This is a genomic window from Idiomarina baltica OS145 (assembly GCF_000152885.1).
Classification (GTDB): domain Bacteria; phylum Pseudomonadota; class Gammaproteobacteria; order Enterobacterales; family Alteromonadaceae; genus Idiomarina; species Idiomarina baltica.
This window is the reverse complement of record NZ_CH672408.1, coordinates 36,683-51,589: the sequence shown is the minus strand read 5'-3', so window position 1 is coordinate 51,589 and position 14,907 is coordinate 36,683. Positions and strand designations below refer to the sequence as shown.

The following is a 14,907-nucleotide window of genomic DNA, read 5'->3' as shown; positions in this document are numbered from 1 at the left end:
GCCTAGCAAACCGTCACATGCCGTTAAGAAAAAATTCGGCAACAAATTTGGGCATTTGCTGTATTTACCAGTAAACTAGGTCCTATTTTCAATCCAACAGTAGGAATGTTCGTCGCTATGGCGCAATATATCTATTCAATGTCGCGGGTGAGCAAAGTTGTTCCACCCAAAAAAACTATCTTAAAAGATATCTCATTATCGTTTTTCCCAGGCGCTAAGATCGGTGTTTTAGGTCTTAATGGTGCCGGTAAATCGACCTTGCTTCGCATTATGGCGGGTGTTGATACTGAATATGAGGGAGAAGCGCGTCCCTTAGCAGGAATTAACATTGGCTACCTTCCGCAGGAGCCACAGCTCGATGAAGAAAAGACCGTTAAGGAAACGGTGGAAGAAGCCGTCGCTGACGTTAAAGAGGCCTTTACTCGCTTAGATGAAGTCTATGCGGCCTACGCCGATGAGAATGCTGATTTTGATGCGTTGGCAAAAGAACAAGCTCAACTCGAGGCGCTGATTCAGGCCAAAGATGGTCACAACATCGAAAATATCCTTGACCGCGCCGCTGATGCACTGCGTTTGCCACAGTGGGACGCTAAAATCGGTAACCTATCAGGCGGTGAACGTCGCCGTGTTGCTATTTGTCGTCTGTTACTTTCCAAGCCCGACATGTTGCTGCTCGATGAGCCCACCAACCACTTGGATGCAGAGTCAGTCGCATGGCTAGAGCGCTTCTTACATGATTACACAGGCACCGTCGTTGCTATTACCCACGACCGTTATTTCTTAGACAACGTAGCAGGCTGGATCCTTGAACTTGACCGTGGTTATGGTATTCCATGGGAAGGCAACTACTCTTCTTGGTTGGAGCAAAAAGAGAAGCGTCTTGCACAAGAAGAACGTCAAGAGAAAGCTCGTCAACGCACCATCAAACAAGAACTTGAGTGGGTACGTACTAATCCGAAAGGTCGTCAGGCGAAAAGCAAAGCGCGTATGGCTCGCTTTGAAGAATTACAAAGTAGCGACTATCAAAAACGTAATGAAACCAATGAGCTATTTATTCCACCAGGTCCGCGCTTGGGTGATAAGGTCATTGAGGTTAACGGGATTAGCAAAGCCTACGAAGGGCGCCAGCTTATTGATAACTTGAGCTTTAGTGTCCCTAAAGGTGCTATCGTCGGTATCATTGGTCCGAACGGCGCGGGTAAATCCACCTTATTCCGTATGATCAGTGGCCAAGAACAGCCCGACAGTGGCTCAATTGAACTCGGTGATACCGTTGAATTAGCGAGCGTTGATCAGTTCCGCGACAGCATGGATGATAGCAAAACCGTATTCCAAGAAATTACCGATGGTAACGATATCCTGCGCATTGGTAACTTTGAGGTTCAAGGGCGCGCTTACGTCGGTCGCTTTAACTTTAAAGGCACCGACCAACAAAAACGTATCGGTGAGCTGTCGGGCGGTGAACGCAACCGCGTGCACCTTGCGAAACTGCTTAAAGCGGGCGGCAACGTCTTATTATTAGATGAACCCACCAACGATCTCGATGTTGAGACGTTACGAGCACTGGAAGAAGCCATCCTCGAGTTCCCAGGTTCAGCTTTGGTTATCTCGCACGACCGTTGGTTCTTAGACCGGATCGCCACCCATATTCTTGATTATCGCGATGAAGCTGAAGTGGTCTTCTACGAAGGTAACTACAGCGATTACGAAGCTTATATGAAAGAGAAGTTTGGCGAACAGGCAATGGAGCCACACCGCATTAAATATAAACCGATCGGTTAATCTTTTACTGCTTGCAACGGCGTTGGTATCCAACCAACGCCGTTATCTTTACAAAACCACTCGGCTTGTACACCAAAACAGTGAGCTAAGTTTTTTTCAGTCAACACCTCAAACGGCTCCCCGCTCTGCACTAATTCCCCATTGTGCATTAACAGTAAACTGTCACAAAAACGTGCTGCTAGCGCTAGATCGTGAATCGCCGCCAAAACCAGACCGTGCGTGCGAGCGTGATTATGCAACTGCTGCATAATGGTTAATTGATGCGCCACATCGAGACCACTGACGGGTTCATCACAAATAAGCAATTGTGGCTCCGACAACGTTGCCCGAGCTAGTAATGCGCGCTGTCGTTCCCCTCCCGATACTTGTGAAACTCGACGTTCCTTTAAAGTCAGTAGCGCATACTTTTCTAAATGCTTCATTAATTGTGAATGCGTGACCTGCGCCGACAGATTGACCAGCTCATCAATACGAATATCCCATTCAGGCGCTTCTGTCTGAGGCAAATACCCCAAGTACTTTTGTCGCTGACGATGCGATAAGCGCAACCAGTCCTGATGTTTTAATCGAATATGGCCCTTTAGTTGAGGTTCAACTGCGGCTATTCCGCGCAATAATGAGCTTTTTCCCGCACCATTAGCGCCAATAACACCAATCAGCTGATTGCTTGTTAGCTTCAGATTGATATGTTGCAAGCGTGGCCGAGAAATCCCGGCAAGATAAAGATCGTCAAGCTCAAGCATGGCTGTTTCGCTCTCGAACCAGTAGCACAATAAGCAGTGGCGCGCCGACTAACGCCGCTAATATGCCCACGGGTAATTCACGCGCGGTGCTCATTAGCTGTACTAGCGTATCAAAACTAATGAGTAAAAGAATTGCGGTCACTGGAGACAGCCACAGTACGTACTTCGGATGGTTAAATCCTAACAATCGTACTGCATGAGGTGCTAATAAACCAACAAATCCAATCACACCAACGGCTACGACCGATGCGGTCGTCAGTAGCGCCACAGCTAACAACATCCAATTGCGGTAGCGCGCCACATTGAACCCCATCGTCGCGACGGTCTCTTCAGACAATGTTAGCGCGTATAAAAAGCGACGTCCCAACCATACGATAGGAAACGCGAGCACAATGCCCGGTAGCGCCAGCATCACTGAGTGCCAACTTTTATTTGCCAAGCTTCCCATATGCCAAAAGGCCCATTCTTGGAATGCAAACGGATTCGGTGCGAGATAAAGCAACAATCCCATCGCTGCGCTACTCATGGTTGCAATCGCAACCCCTGCTAAAATCACTCGCGTAGGCGAGGCCCGTCGTCCAGCAAGCACCATCAGCAACGAGACACCGAGCAAACCGCCAACTAAAGCCAATGCCGGCAGCCCAAAGGAAAAGGCGGGTAACCAGCCAAAGTAAAGACACGCAATAGTCACTAAAGCAGCGCACCCGGATACACCCGTGATGCCCGGCTCAGCCAATGGGTTTCTAAGTAATAGCTGCATCACTGCGCCAGCAAGCCCAAGAGCACTAGCAATCAACCAGGTTAACAACATTCGTGGAACACGGATATCCCAGATGATATCTTTCTCTAGTGCATTCGGCATCCACCAATTAATTGAGCTTCCCCCCACGGTGAGCTGTAGAGCGCTAAGTAAAATAACAATGGCAAACAGGATAATAAAACACTGTCTCTGATTCAGTTTCATAATTTTCCTTGAATAGCCTTCAAATAATCATCAGCAAACACCACTGGGCACGAGGAAAGTCGTGGAGGAATTTGTTGAGTCGGTGTTTTTTCTAAGTGTTCTTGCAGTAAGGGGTGGTAGAGCCACTCATTTGCAAGAGCGTAATGAGCCCGGCTAAACCCCTCTAGCAAATAACGATCCGGCGTAAGCTTTATCACTTCTTCTAGGGTTAAGGAGACCAGGTTGTCTCCAAAAGGCGCGGCTAAGTTTTTCCAGTGCATCGCACTAATTAATTCATCAGCCCAACTCGCCGTTCCCCAACTAAACTGATTGGGCATCAATATAATAACCTTCTGTGCAACCTGTTGTGCTTGCTTAATCGCTTGTTCTAACTGCTGTTGATGAGCACGTGCATGAGGGGCTAACTGAGCATATTGGCTCAGTTGTGTCACCCACTCATCATATCGCGCAAGACTGGAAGGCTGGGGCAAAACCTCGACTTCAGTATACTGACGTAATAACCGAATCAATTTAGGATTATTGTACTCTGTTGCAAACACGCGATCGGGCTGTAACCTTAAAATATTCTCTAAACGCCCAAAGTGGGCACGGTGCTTCTCATTGATTAATGTCTCATCGAGCCCCGTAATCCCAACCACCTGCTCGGGTGCCCAGTCGATTAGCAAATAATCGAGGCACTGATTTAAACTGACCCAGCGAGAAGAAGCCTCCGCCGCAACCGAGAACACGAGAAACAGGCATGCGACCAGCCCTTTAAATCGCATCGAGCGCTTCCTGCAGGTTCTTAACGGGTGTCACTTGCATCCCTTCAATCGCCTGCTTAGGGGCATTACCATGTGGGACGATTGCACGTTTAAAACCGTGCTTTGCCGCTTCATTCAAACGCTCTTGTCCGTTCGGCACCGGTCGTATTTCACCGGCGAGCCCAACCTCTCCCAGAATAATTAACTCGCGTGCTAAAGGTTCGCCTTTAAAACTCGATACGATGGCAAGCATCAGCGCCAAGTCAGCCGATGTCTCAGACACTTTTACCCCACCAACCACATTAACAAACACATCTTGATCAGAGACATGCAGTCCGCCGTGCCGGTGTAACACAGCTAATAGCAAAGCAAGTCGAGTCGCTTCTAACCCCACGGCTACGCGGCGCGGGTTAGCTAATGCGGAGTAATCTACCAAAGCTTGAATTTCGACGAGTAATGGTCGAGTCCCTTCCCAAATAACCGTTACTACCGAACCATTGCCTTGCTCTTCACCGCGCTGCAGGAAAATGGCTGACGGGTTAGAAACTTCTTTTAACCCACTGCCTGTCATGGCAAAGACGCCCAACTCATTCACCGCGCCAAAACGATTTTTAGTACCGCGTAACGTACGGTAACGGCTATCTGACGAGCCATCTAAAATGACCGAGCAATCAATACAATGTTCCAGAACCTTAGGTCCTGCCAACGAACCATCTTTGGTAACATGCCCTACCATAATAATGGCAACACCTTTCTGTTTAGCATACCGCGTTAAAAACGCCGCTGACTCGCGTACCTGTGACACGCTGCCCGGCGCAGACGCAATGTCATCTAAATGCATGACCTGTATTGAGTCAATCACCATCAACTGAGGCTTTTCTTGGTCGGCAAGCTGACAAATCGTTTCGACCGACGTTTCGGCAAGCATTCTTAACTTATCCATAGGCAAGCCGAGTCGTTTTGCCCGCATAGCGACCTGCTGCAACGACTCCTCACCGGTGACGTATAGGGCTTTCATTCCCCCCGCCAGGCGGCATAGGGTTTGCAATAGCAAGGTACTCTTTCCCGCTCCCGGAGAACCACCAATCAATATGGCCGATCCCGGTACGACACCACCTCCCAAGACGCGGTCAAACTCCTTAAAAGTAGAACTAAAGCGCGGAACCTCTTCCAAAGAAACTTCATTTAACGTCGTAACCTTAGCTTGAGTGACTCCCGCGAATCCACTGCGTGTTGCAGAGACAACTCCTTTAGTATTGCCCAAACGCACCTCGGATACGGTATTCCATGCTTTACATTCACTGCACTGACCTACCCACCGGGGGAAGTCAGCACCGCATTCGGTACACACGTAAGCTGTTTTTGTCTTTGCCATGTCACTGCTCTCGTTCTATGATGCTCTCAGTTAAGCTCATCATTATAAATATAAAAGAGAAGAATGCCGAACTTACAATTATCACCGCTAATTGACCAACTCAAACTTGTTGCTTTGGATGACGACTTTGAGAAGCACTTTAATTTGCTGACGTCAACGTTGGACGGACCTAGTAAATTCAAAGTAAGAGCGGAAGTACGTCGTTTAACGAGAGCATGCCCACGCACGGTCGATTTACGCAAACGGGTGGATGGCGATTGTAGGCGCATAGAACACCGCGGACGGGTGCATTACTTAGATGAGGTTGCTCGAGACATTTTTGAGCGTGGTCTTAGAGACTACAATGGTGTTTTTACGCAAGACACCTATGAACGAATCATGCAGGCCGAGAATAACTATCGTGTTATGTATGAGCAACAAAAAGCTGCGCAAGCTGAGAGTGCTGAAGACGATACGTTTGACGATGAAAGCGCATTTGAATTATTCAAGTTAGGCTTTTATCCCTACCGCGATGAAGAGCGCATGAATTATACGGTGGAGGTTTATATTGAGCTGGAAGGCGCTTCCTCTTGCCGCGCTATTACCAACAACATCTCTCAAGGTGGCTTAAAAATTCGAGTCGATCGCAGCCAGATGCAATTGCAAGTGGGACAACAGGCAAACATCTATTTCACTGGATTTGCGAAAGAGTTCACCATTGATCCGCAATTACCGATTCGTTACGAAATAGCACGAATAAGCGAAGAAAACCAACGTACGTACATCTCCCTTAAGCGCGCCGACGGCGACTTAAATAAGGACTTTGACGCATTCATCAATCGATTCATTAGTGGCTATAAACGCCGTTATCGGGTTAACACCGACAATACTGAAATTGCGCTTCTCAATAAAGCTCATGAACAGTTCTACTTGCCTCGCATGCGACGTCTAACACTGTATTTGCAACGCCACTCAAAAGAGCTTTCATGTAAGTATGTACTGACAACCTACAATAATGAAAGTACCCTAGCTCATTGGTATAACGAAACCAATGAACTCGCAATTGGACCGATATTCAACAAACGCCGTAGCCAATACATGATTAAAAAGCTCGAGCGCAACGAGTCCTGTGAACTGACGCTACTCACGTTTAATATTGTCGCTAAAGGCAAGGTCTACTTTTATTCTGCGCTGGTCGAAGAACTCAAGAAAATAGAATTGTGGGACACATTTGCTAGTTTTGCCGTACAAAAATCATCTTTTCAGGCGTTTCGGCTTAGTCTTTCCCCAGTCAATCACAAGCAGGCGTGGCGACCTCAGGCTGTGCCACAACATATCAATTTACCCTCAAGAGAGCAGCCATTCACCGAATCCGTGCAACATGCGCTATCAGAAATAGACTATGTCGCAACTCTTGATGATGTCACTGATCTCATCAAGCCCTTTTGCGGACTCAGCTACAATAAAGATGAACTCGCCAAATTACGTGCATTTGTTCATCCTCCATCTCCACCACACCGTTCTCAAGCTATCAAACTAGAGTTCGTTAACCTCCGTAGTGAACAGCGCTACCACTTGCGCAGTCGCTGTCGTGTTCGCAGCGGTTCATTTAGTCGAGACGGGTTGGTGCTAGATATTTCCGAGCACGGTTTACGCATCCAAGTCGACGAGCCTATCCCGGGTTCAAATCGCTCAGAAATGCAGGTGAGTTTTACGCAGCTCTTGCAACACCATAAAAACGAACCACTCACAGACGTTCAGTATCAAATAGTCAATGTTGATAAATCACGAACCGCATTTAATCTAAAGCTGTCCGAGCAACCTGCATCTCGAGCAGCCGCCCAGTTTCTTACTCGATTCATACAGCAAAGAGAACAACGGCTTCCGAAAATATATGAAAATAACTCGTTAAAAGGTTTTGAACTAGGCTTGCGAAATCTTTACTGCGATGCTGCCAGCGCTGTACCTTTATTTTTTTATCAAACGAAAACTAACGAGGACTTTCTTGGACGCATTGGTGTACCACCTGTGATTTCAGACTGGAGTCGCTTGCTGCAGATGCCTAATTCGCTATTACCCAAGGCGACATTGCCCACATTGCTAAACACCAGTGGATTATTAGATAAATGGAAATCATGGTTGATGAGCGCAGATAAAAGCGAACGTCCCATGAACCAGTTGCTACTTTTTCAACTCGGTTGGGATGACCAAAATAAACGCACCGTATCTGTATTAGCCTTCGATGTTGAAACTGTGACACTAGATGATATTGAGCATCACGTGATTCAAGCGTTACTCAACGATACCATCATCGCCGTAAACATCGAATTAAGCCGCACGGGACGTCCCGATCGACAATTCATTGAAGCAGAAATGCAGTATTTATCGGCGTACGCACAATATAAAGTTGATCGCGTCGAGCGCCAGCTAGATAGTGTACTCGGCGTTGCCGATAGCTTTAGCGTTACGCCATTATTGACTCAAAGTTTGGAACTGTCCGAGTCGCTACAAGCCGTCGCTGCTAAGCGGTTAGAACAGTGGTTGTCAGCGACAAATTAAAATCTTTTTTCCAGTTCCGGAATAATGAGTGCTAAATCTGGCTGATTAATGGTGACATCAGCTATCTCTTGAAGTAACGGTTTGGCGCAAAATGCGATACCGAGGTCGGCAGCACGTAACATCCATTGATCGTTTGCGCCGTCACCAACGGCAACCACCGGCACATCTTCTGGCAATTGCTGACGCAACATTTGCAATGTTTCAGCCTTTTTTTGGCCATCGACGATAGCGCCTAATACGCGGCCCGTTAGCCTGTTATCGCTCATTTCAAGTTCATTAGCAATGTGTAAATCCAAACCTAATTCACCGGCAACTTTTGCAGAGAACCAAGTGAAACCGCCTGAGACTACAACACAGTACCAGTTTTTTAGTTTACAGAAATCAATCAGCTGTTGTGCTCCTTGAGTTAAAGGGATCGGATTAAATAGCGAGTCAAACAACGAAACATCCACTCCCTCCAATAGGGAAACACGCTGCTTCAAGCTTGCCGCGAAATCAATCTCACCCCGCATAGCTTGTTCAGTAATTGCCGCAACAGCATCACGCTGCCCTAGCAAATGAGCTATTTCATCGATACACTCAATTGAAATCAGGGTCGAGTCCATATCAAAGACAATCAACCCAGAATGGTTTAGCATAAGGTTTCCTTATCCGCACGCATAGGTAACTCAGAGTGAAGCAAAACGCACTGCCCAAATACACCTTAAACGAGCTAATTAACCGTGTTTCAACGGCTAAATTACAACGTTTAACTCGGGTCGCATTCAAGCGCCTACTGCGCTTTATGGCAGCTGCTGCGCTTCTCACACTCATGTACAGTATCTGGAATATTGCCACGAACCAGGCACAACAACAACTTGAACAAAATACACGAGAGCACTTAAATTGGGTGCTTAGTCAGACCGCGGCTGGCAGTCAAGTTTTTCTAACCAATGGCAATCAGGAAGGTTTGCAGCAACTTATCATTCGTCTCAACGAACAGCCTGGAGTGCTGGCAGTAACGCTACGTGATGCTGCCGGCATCAATCAGTTCAGCGTGGGTCAAACTAGCTCTATTATTGACTACCCGAGCACGCTACCTGAACCCTGGGTACTTGTTCATCCCATCGGCGATGAGTTTGATGATCAAGGTTATTTACAGGTAACTTTTGACAAGAATCAGATCTTAGATGCTAACGAAAAAACGCTATTAGGACTCACCTCACAAGGCAAGACATTACTTTTGCTGGCTCTTATTACGGGCGGATTGATCGTGCTTGGATTTAATCGAATACGCGATAGACGCTGGGTTAAAAAACAGAAACAAAAACACTTCAGTTAAACAGTGCGGTGCTATTTTTCCAGAGCACTGGCGATATCGCCTCAGTGGAGGTTTCTAATAGCTTAGCCAAACTTTGTAGCACCTGCGCGACCCTTTTAGGTTCGTTGCGCCGACCTTGATATCCGCACAAAGGCATATCGGGCGCATCCGTTTCGAGCACTAAATGCTCCACGCCAATACGTTGAATAGCATCTCGAGTCTTCTTGGCTCTCTCATAGGTAATCGTACCGCCGATGCCGAGTTTAAACCCTTGATCCACCCACGCCGCAGCTTGTTCATAACTGCCAGAAAAAGCATGTACCACGCCGTGCTCAACCCGTTTCTCTCGAACGGATTTAAGCAGCTCATCTAAAGTTTTTCGATGATGCAATATAACCGGAAGTTGGTAGTTTTTTGCTAATACGAGCTGCTGATCTAACAACGCTTTTTGTAATTTTGGCTGTTCACAGGTGGCATCTAATCCAATTTCACCAATCGCCTGGCATCGCGCACGAGCGGAGTCTGATAAAGACTCAAAACAACTCGCCAGTGCGTTGATATGAGTCGATTGATGCTGATGGATAAAGTAAGGATGTAACCCAAGTGAGAAACGAAATGCAGGTGAGAAGTCATCACATAGTTTGATTAAGTTCGACCATTGTTGCTCGGTTATACCGAGCAACATAAAACGCTCAACTCCCACCCTTTGAGCCCCAGCGACAACCTGAGAACGATCCTTATCAAAAGCAGAAAAGTCCAAGTGGCAGTGGGTGTCGTACAAACGCATGTTTGTTAATGCTCTCGCGTGTGACTAAAGGTGATATCCGGATAACGCTCTTCCGCTAAGCTCAAGTTGACCATGGTCGGCGCGATGTACGTTAAATTATCACCGCCATCAAGCGCCAAGTTAGCCTCGGCTTTGCGGCGAAATTCGTCTACTTTTCGCTCATCACCTGACACCCAGCGTGCTGTAGCAACATTAATGTTTTCGTACATCGCATCCACTTTGTACTCAGTTTTAAGTCGATGTACAACAACATCAAATTGCAAAACACCCACCGCACCGACGATAAGATCATTGCTGATTAAGGGGCGAAATACCTGTACCGCACCTTCTTCCGATAGTTGTACCAAACCTTTTAACAACTGCTTCTGTTTGAGCGGATCTTTTAATCGAATACGACGGAACAACTCTGGAGCAAAGTTTGGAATACCACTAAATTTAAAATCAGAACCACTCGTGAACGTATCACCGATCTGAATCGTGCCATGGTTATGCAGACCAATGATATCGCCGGGATAAGCCTCCTCGACATGAGCACGGTCACCGGCTAAAAATGTAAGCGCATCACTGATACGCACATCTTTACCTGTACGTACCTGCTTCATCTTCATGCCTTTTTCATACTTACCCGAGACAATTCGCAAGAAAGCGACACGATCTCGATGGCGAGGATCCATATTCGCCTGAATTTTAAATACAAATCCAGAAAAATTCGCGTTATCAGCCGTCACGGCTTCGCCTTCATCTGTTTCGCGAGCCTGTGGTTTGGGAGCCCACTCCACCAACCCATCTAACATATGGTCAACACCAAAATTACCAAGCGCTGTACCAAAGAATACAGGGGTGAGCTCTCCTGCTAAAAACATTTCTTTATCAAACGGGTTCGACGCACCATTCACTAACTCTATTTGCTCGCGTAACTCGTCTGCCCATACACCTAAACGCTTGTCGAGCTCTGGATTATCAATACCTTTAATAATATCAACATCTTGGATGGTATGGCCTTGTCCCGTTTTATATAGGATCGTTTCATCTCGCAATAAATGATAAACGCCTTTAAAGTTCTTACCTGAGCCAATGGGCCATGTAATCGGCGCGCACATAATCTTAAGAACGTCCTCGACCTCATCTAATAATTCCAAGGGATCGCGAATATCACGGTCAAGTTTGTTCATAAAAGTAATAATCGGCGTATCACGTAATCGAGTAACTTCCATTAACTTGATAGTACGATCCTCGACACCTTTAGCCCCGTCTATCACCATCAAGCAGGAATCAACGGCGGTGAGCGTCCGATAAGTATCCTCTGAAAAGTCCTCGTGACCTGGTGTATCCAACAAATTTACCAGTGAGTCGTTGTATGGAAACTGCATAACGGACGTGGTCACGGAAATGCCGCGCTCCTGTTCCATTTCCATCCAGTCAGATTTCGCGTGCTGACCCGATTTCTTACCTTTCACAGTGCCTGCTTTTTGGATCTGTTGACCATGCAAGAGCACTTTTTCTGTGATGGTGGTTTTACCAGCATCCGGGTGAGAAATAATGGCAAAGGTACGACGTTTATCTACCTCTTGCTTAATTTGTTTCGCGACACTCACATCTGACATTTAACTTTCTCGCATATCGGCCGATTTAAAGGGAGTATTTTCGCTGATTTAAGCGTTAGAAACAATGCCGAGAGGCGACTCAGAGTTTACAGTTTTTTCACTAAGCCAAGACAAATGTCTTAGTGAGGCGCTTAATCGTCTGTTATAGAATTTTAAAAGTCATTCCAAATAAAGTGAAACGCCCATGAGATTCAATATTCGCGCTAAAGTATTTATTTTGGCACTCGTACCACCCGCATTGATTGCCATCTTCCTAACTTGGTTTAACTTTCAGCAATCGAATAACATCGGCGACGCTGCGGTTGATCAATTTACCGAACAAATGCAAAAAGACGCGCGTAATTCATTGTCAAACTATCTCGCCTTAGCTCGCTCCTCCATAAAACACTTAGTTAATGATCCATCCCTAGGCACATTGGCAGAACGACAAGCGCGGGCCAAGCAAATTATCGAGCAACTGCGCTTTGATGACTCGGGTGATACCGGGTATCTATTCGTCTATGACTCGGACGGAATCAATGTAGTACACGGCGTTAACCCATCACTGAATGGACGCGATTTGTATGACTTTCAGGATCCAAATGGCGTTTACCTTATTCGTGACTTAATTAAAGCAGCGAAAAACGGAGGAGGCTATGTCGCTTACGATTGGCAGAATAACAGTAAGCGTGTAGCGCCTAAGCTCGGCTACGCGGAGTACATTGAAGCTTGGGATTGGGTTATCGGAACAGGATTCTGGGTTGAAGGTCTACAGCAACGCGCAGCAGCACTCGAGGGTAATGTTCAGAAATCTATCGCTGAGGCGCTTTGGCAAACCTTGTTAGCTAGCATTATTGCACTATTAATTACCGCGTTTATCGCCCTGGCCGTAGTCCGTAGTATCACCCGACCACTCGCCAAAGCATTGGCAGCGATGGATGAAATAGCCACAGGTGATGGTGACTTAACACGTCGCTTAGCAACGGATAGCCATGATGAGCTCGCTGATCTAGGCGCTGCATTTAATCGTTTCGGTGATCAAGTCTCTGATTTAATAGTGCGCGTCCGCGAATCTGCGTCCATGGTGAATGACTCGACACAACAATTATCAAGTGTGCTTCAACAAGCTCAGGACGGTGTTGGCGAACAACAGTTAGAAAGTGAACAGGTGGCGACCGCTATCAATGAGCTCGCCGCCGCCTCTCAGCAAGTTGCGGCAAGCGCATCTGAAGCATCTGGAGCGGCTGAAAACGCAGAAAAACTCGTTTACGACGCCTCAAGCTTGTTAAAGCAAGCCGTCAACGTTATTCACGGATTGGCGGATAAAGTCGAACGCGGCAGTCATTCGGTAGACAATCTTGCAAATCAGTCGGCTCAAATTGGCGGTGTGCTCGATGTGATCCGCTCCATAGCCGATCAAACCAATTTATTGGCACTCAACGCCGCTATCGAATCGGCTCGCGCAGGCGAAGCTGGAAGGGGTTTTGCTGTGGTCGCGGATGAAGTAAGAACACTGGCTAAACGTACCCAAGACAGTACTCACGAAATTGAGCAGATGATTGATCAACTGCAATTAAGCAGTGACGAAGTGTCTGATGTCATGGGGGCGATACGAGAAGGCAGCAGTCAAAGCGTTGAGCGCGCGGGCGAAGTAGAACAATCGCTTAAACAAGTGTTAGACGCGGTGAACACCATCAACTCACAGAACGCTCAAATCGCTACGGCCGCTGAAGAACAAACTTCAGTATCACAAACTATCGACCAAAATATGTCCACGATCGTTGAAATTGCAGAGCGAACCGCAAAAGGTACGCGCGAAGCAGGCGATACCATGGGTGAGCTAACCGATACCGCACAGCGCCTCGAACAATTGGTCAAGCGTTACAAAGTCGATTAAGTAAACATGTTGACGCCACTCTCCGTGGCGTCAACTGCCAACCAATGGGCTAGCGTTTGCCCTAAATCAGCAAAGCTTTGACGCTGACCCAAACAACGGCCCTTCAAACGAGGACTGTAACAGAGCAAAGGCACAAACTCGCGGGTATGATCACTGCCAGGCGATGTCGGATCGCAACCGTGATCCGCTGTCAGTACCAGTAAGTCATCAGGTAGCATCGCCTGTATAAGCTCAGCTAACTTTTTATCAAAATCTTCGAGCTCACGCGCATAGCCTTCAACATCCCGTCGATGACCGTAAAGCGTGTCAAAAGCGACCAGGTTAGTAAAAATTAAGCATTTGTCTTGTTGTTTAGTTTGCATCAATTCCAATGTCTTATCGACTAAACTCGCTGTATCATTGGCTTTATAACTTGCGCTGATACCTCGACCAGCAAAAATATCGCTGATCTTACCCACCCCATGCACTTCACCTCCGTGGGAAATCACGTGATCCAATAAGGTTTTCCCGTGCGGCGGCGTCGCGTAGTCTCTACGATTACTTGTGCGAACGAAACCTTGGTTGGAATCTTCGACAAAGGGGCGCGCTATGACACGACCGATGTTGTATTCATCAACTAAATCGCGAGCAATTTCACACACCTGATATAAACGGTCTAAGCCAAAAAATTCCTCATCAGCTGCGATTTGAAAAACCGAATCAGCTGACGTGTAAACAATCGGCTTTCCAGTGGCCTGATGCGCCTTGCCGAATTGTTCAATGATTTGCGTACCCGAAGCATGGCAATTGCCTAAAACCCCATTCAGTCCAGCGCGTTGACATAATTCAGTTAATAACGTTTCGGGAAAGCTGTGTTCTCGCTTTAAAAAGTAACCCCAGTCATAATTGACAGGTAATCCCATTAGCTCCCAATGACCTGACGGCGTATCTTTCCCAGATGAGCGCTCTGCAGCCCATCCGTAGCAACCCGTGATGTCGCTCTTGAGTTCGACAAGCTGTTTACCTGTTGCACCATAGTGAGCGTGCCAAAGTCCAAGTTTGGCCATATTGGGGACACGCAACGGTCGGTCATTTTTGAAGCAGTGTTCCGCTATATGACCAAGCGTATCCGCGCCCTCATCGCCAAATAGGTGGGCATCAGGAGCCGCACCTAAGCCAAAGGAATCGAGTACCACAACAATTGCTCGTTTCATAC

The 14,907-nt window shown here is 47.1% G+C and carries 12 protein-coding genes; 4 read left to right on the top strand and 8 right to left on the bottom strand.

Annotated features, from left to right (window positions below):
* Window positions 1-117 precede the first annotated feature (117 nt).
* The gene (gene ettA / locus OS145_RS10770; protein WP_006956478.1) at window positions 118-1,782 is read left to right on the top strand and encodes an energy-dependent translational throttle protein EttA; all 1,665 of its coding nucleotides are present in this window, start codon (window positions 118-120) and stop codon (window positions 1,780-1,782) included.
* Here ettA and OS145_RS10765 read toward each other — a convergent pair.
* From OS145_RS10765 to radA, 4 genes are read right to left on the bottom strand one after another with little or no spacing between them, the layout of a single operon-like run.
* Complete coding sequence (locus OS145_RS10765; RefSeq protein ID WP_006956477.1) at window positions 1,779-2,525, bottom strand: ABC transporter ATP-binding protein; 747 nt, start codon at window positions 2,523-2,525, stop codon at window positions 1,779-1,781. The two genes, ettA and OS145_RS10765, sit on opposite strands and share 4 nt — an antisense overlap.
* Complete coding sequence (locus OS145_RS10760) at window positions 2,518-3,489, bottom strand: FecCD family ABC transporter permease (RefSeq protein WP_006956476.1); 972 nt, start codon at window positions 3,487-3,489, stop codon at window positions 2,518-2,520. Before OS145_RS10760 ends, OS145_RS10765 begins: the two co-directional genes overlap by 8 nt.
* Window positions 3,486-4,253 carry an ABC transporter substrate-binding protein gene (locus OS145_RS10755; protein WP_006956475.1) on the bottom strand — a complete coding sequence of 256 codons (768 nt, stop codon included), beginning with the start codon at window positions 4,251-4,253 and terminating at the stop codon, window positions 3,486-3,488. Before OS145_RS10755 ends, OS145_RS10760 begins: the two co-directional genes overlap by 4 nt.
* Window positions 4,243-5,607, bottom strand: coding sequence for a DNA repair protein RadA (gene radA / locus OS145_RS10750; RefSeq protein ID WP_006956474.1), 1,365 nt, complete (start codon window positions 5,605-5,607; stop codon window positions 4,243-4,245). Before radA ends, OS145_RS10755 begins: the two co-directional genes overlap by 11 nt.
* 63 nt (window positions 5,608-5,670) lie before the next feature.
* Here radA and OS145_RS10745 point away from each other — a divergent pair, with 63 nt between their 5' ends.
* Complete coding sequence (locus tag OS145_RS10745; RefSeq protein WP_006956473.1) at window positions 5,671-8,145, top strand: PilZ domain-containing protein; 2,475 nt, start codon at window positions 5,671-5,673, stop codon at window positions 8,143-8,145.
* Here OS145_RS10745 and serB read toward each other — a convergent pair.
* Window positions 8,142-8,783: a phosphoserine phosphatase SerB gene (gene serB, locus OS145_RS10740; protein ID WP_006956472.1), complete on the bottom strand. Its 642-nt coding sequence runs from the start codon at window positions 8,781-8,783 to the stop codon at window positions 8,142-8,144. The two genes, OS145_RS10745 and serB, sit on opposite strands and share 4 nt — an antisense overlap.
* Window positions 8,784-8,818: 35 nt before the next feature.
* Between serB and OS145_RS10735 the strand changes: the two genes are divergently transcribed.
* Window positions 8,819-9,466 carry a hypothetical protein gene (locus OS145_RS10735; RefSeq protein ID WP_006956471.1) on the top strand — a complete coding sequence of 216 codons (648 nt, stop codon included), beginning with the start codon at window positions 8,819-8,821 and terminating at the stop codon, window positions 9,464-9,466.
* On the opposite strand, the gene OS145_RS10730 is transcribed toward OS145_RS10735, so the two are convergent.
* Together OS145_RS10730 and prfC are read right to left on the bottom strand one after the other, a co-directional pair.
* Window positions 9,459-10,232, bottom strand: coding sequence for a TatD family hydrolase (locus OS145_RS10730; protein ID WP_006956470.1), 774 nt, complete (start codon window positions 10,230-10,232; stop codon window positions 9,459-9,461). The genes OS145_RS10735 and OS145_RS10730 overlap by 8 nt on opposite strands.
* Before the next feature lie 5 nt (window positions 10,233-10,237).
* Window positions 10,238-11,836, bottom strand: a complete 1,599-nt coding sequence (gene prfC, locus OS145_RS10725) for a peptide chain release factor 3 (RefSeq protein ID WP_006956469.1) — start codon at window positions 11,834-11,836, stop codon at window positions 10,238-10,240.
* 184 nt (window positions 11,837-12,020) lie between these two features.
* On the opposite strand from prfC, the gene OS145_RS10720 reads away from it, so the two are divergent.
* On the top strand, window positions 12,021-13,712 hold the full coding sequence (locus tag OS145_RS10720; RefSeq protein ID WP_006956468.1) for a methyl-accepting chemotaxis protein: 1,692 nt from the start codon (window positions 12,021-12,023) through the stop codon (window positions 13,710-13,712).
* Here the strand turns inward: OS145_RS10720 and OS145_RS10715 are convergent.
* A complete protein-coding gene (locus OS145_RS10715; RefSeq protein ID WP_006956467.1) occupies window positions 13,709-14,905 on the bottom strand; it encodes a phosphopentomutase in 1,197 nt (398 codons plus the stop codon). The two genes, OS145_RS10720 and OS145_RS10715, sit on opposite strands and share 4 nt — an antisense overlap.
* Window positions 14,906-14,907: the final 2 nt, after the last annotated feature.

Excerpts from the sequence above, each read along its gene's own strand:
- ettA (WP_006956478.1), top strand. The coding sequence starts at position 118 with ATGGCGCAATATATCTATTCAATGTCGCGGGTGAGCAAAGTTGTTCCA.
- OS145_RS10765 (WP_006956477.1), bottom strand. The coding sequence starts at position 2,525 with ATGCTTGAGCTTGACGATCTTTATCTTGCCGGGATTTCTCGGCCACGC.
- OS145_RS10760 (WP_006956476.1), bottom strand. The coding sequence starts at position 3,489 with ATGAAACTGAATCAGAGACAGTGTTTTATTATCCTGTTTGCCATTGTT.
- OS145_RS10755 (WP_006956475.1), bottom strand. The coding sequence starts at position 4,253 with ATGCGATTTAAAGGGCTGGTCGCATGCCTGTTTCTCGTGTTCTCGGTT.
- radA (WP_006956474.1), bottom strand. The coding sequence starts at position 5,607 with ATGGCAAAGACAAAAACAGCTTACGTGTGTACCGAATGCGGTGCTGAC.
- OS145_RS10745 (WP_006956473.1), top strand. The coding sequence starts at position 5,671 with ATGCCGAACTTACAATTATCACCGCTAATTGACCAACTCAAACTTGTT.
- serB (WP_006956472.1), bottom strand. The coding sequence starts at position 8,783 with ATGCTAAACCATTCTGGGTTGATTGTCTTTGATATGGACTCGACCCTG.
- OS145_RS10730 (WP_006956470.1), bottom strand. The coding sequence starts at position 10,232 with ATGCGTTTGTACGACACCCACTGCCACTTGGACTTTTCTGCTTTTGAT.
- prfC (WP_006956469.1), bottom strand. The coding sequence starts at position 11,836 with ATGTCAGATGTGAGTGTCGCGAAACAAATTAAGCAAGAGGTAGATAAA.
- OS145_RS10720 (WP_006956468.1), top strand. The coding sequence starts at position 12,021 with ATGAGATTCAATATTCGCGCTAAAGTATTTATTTTGGCACTCGTACCA.
- OS145_RS10715 (WP_006956467.1), bottom strand. The coding sequence starts at position 14,905 with ATGAAACGAGCAATTGTTGTGGTACTCGATTCCTTTGGCTTAGGTGCG.